General features: G+C 33.6%; 2 protein-coding genes. One reads left to right on the forward strand and one right to left on the reverse strand.

All coding sequences use genetic code 11. The features are described from left to right. The coding region (locus tag ACFIL3_RS10195; protein WP_375682229.1) for a hypothetical protein at positions 1-432 on the forward strand (432 nt) is incomplete at its 5' end. On the opposite strand, the gene ACFIL3_RS10200 is transcribed toward ACFIL3_RS10195, so the two are convergent. Then, positions 418-1,140, reverse strand: coding sequence for a hypothetical protein (locus ACFIL3_RS10200; protein ID WP_375610990.1), 723 nt, complete (start codon positions 1,138-1,140; stop codon positions 418-420). The genes ACFIL3_RS10195 and ACFIL3_RS10200 overlap by 15 nt on opposite strands. Positions 1,141-1,304: the final 164 nt, after the last annotated feature.

Consider the following 1,304-nt stretch of genomic DNA (forward strand, 5'->3'; position numbering starts at 1 on the left):
ATAGAGATACGTGCAAAGCGCTTCGGTTTAACGCTACAGGAGGCAAAAAATCCACTTTCTGGTACTTATATAGGGCGACTTTGTTTAAAAGGCGTGCTTACTCAAGAGCAATATGATGCCGCGCAACAATATCTACAAGTAAGAAACGATTACCTTTGTGCAAAGGGCTTGCCTAATGCGATTTATGACGAAATGCCATCATCTACTGATGACAAAGCAAGAGATAAATGGGTAGCATTTGCAACAGAGCAGTTTATAAACACGCAAGAGGCACTAAAAGAAGCCCAATGCCTCTATAGACAGTATAATCTTCATGCTGCGCTACAGTACCTCGTGATAGAAGATCAAATGTTACCACATCTTGTGAATTCGCTGCGTGTTGCTCTTAATGTGCTTCATAAGTATTTAATCGCTAGTTTAAAAAATTTTTAAATATCGCTTCCATTTTTCAAAAGAGCCATATCTTACTGGGGGTCTTATATCTTCTTTGGGCATCATTTCTCTATATACACTTATAGCAATAGAGCACATATTCACTGTATTTTGTAAACGAACGCTTTCGTGTCCTAGTATCATATGCTCTGTACGAATAGTTTGTTCTTTTCTGCTAATGCCATTTGGAGAATTCAAAAATTTTTCTGCGTATTCAAACATTGGATCATTAAAATGTGTTTCAAATTTTGCTTTAAATAAAATAGTTTCTATAGTATCCCAGTCATTAAAAATACTACCGTATTTCTTAAGTTTTGTTTGCAAGTCGTTAAATGTAACTGTGGGCATACTTTTATCACCTTGTAATAAATCAGCAAAACGACCACAAAAAACAAGCACTATGTGATAATGTTTTAAAATATTAAATTCCGGAGGATTGCTAGGTAGTGTTATTAAATGCTTCCAAAATGGACTTTTGTCATTGGGGATGTCTACAGTACTTCCCATAAATGTTTTTAAATACTCCACCGATTCTTTTGCCTTTGCTAATTTTTGATGATATTCTGAGTTTTGATAATTTTCACTTACATATTTTTCGTAAAGTTTATCGTATTGTTCTAAACTATCTACACTAGTGTATCTTGATAACACTGATATCGAAAAGAAAGCTATAAATATTACTATGAGCGTTATGGATAGTGACTTCATTATTTAATCCTTAAATTATAATAATTAACACTACCTAACCGATTCTTTTCAAATGTATCAATATGTGTTATTTTTGTGTTGACAAAGTGTAGCAAATCGTATTTAATGACATTGCTGTACTTAGGCGTATTGTGTCTAGAGAGGGAAATGTACAGTTCAAAATC

Origin of the sequence: Bartonella sp. CE47NXGY (genome assembly GCF_042195415.1) — a bacterium.
In the GTDB taxonomy this organism is placed as follows: Bacteria; Pseudomonadota; Alphaproteobacteria; order Rhizobiales; family Rhizobiaceae; genus Bartonella.

Excerpts from the sequence above, each read along its gene's own strand:
- ACFIL3_RS10200 (WP_375610990.1), bottom strand. The coding sequence starts at position 1,140 with ATGAAGTCACTATCCATAACGCTCATAGTAATATTTATAGCTTTCTTT.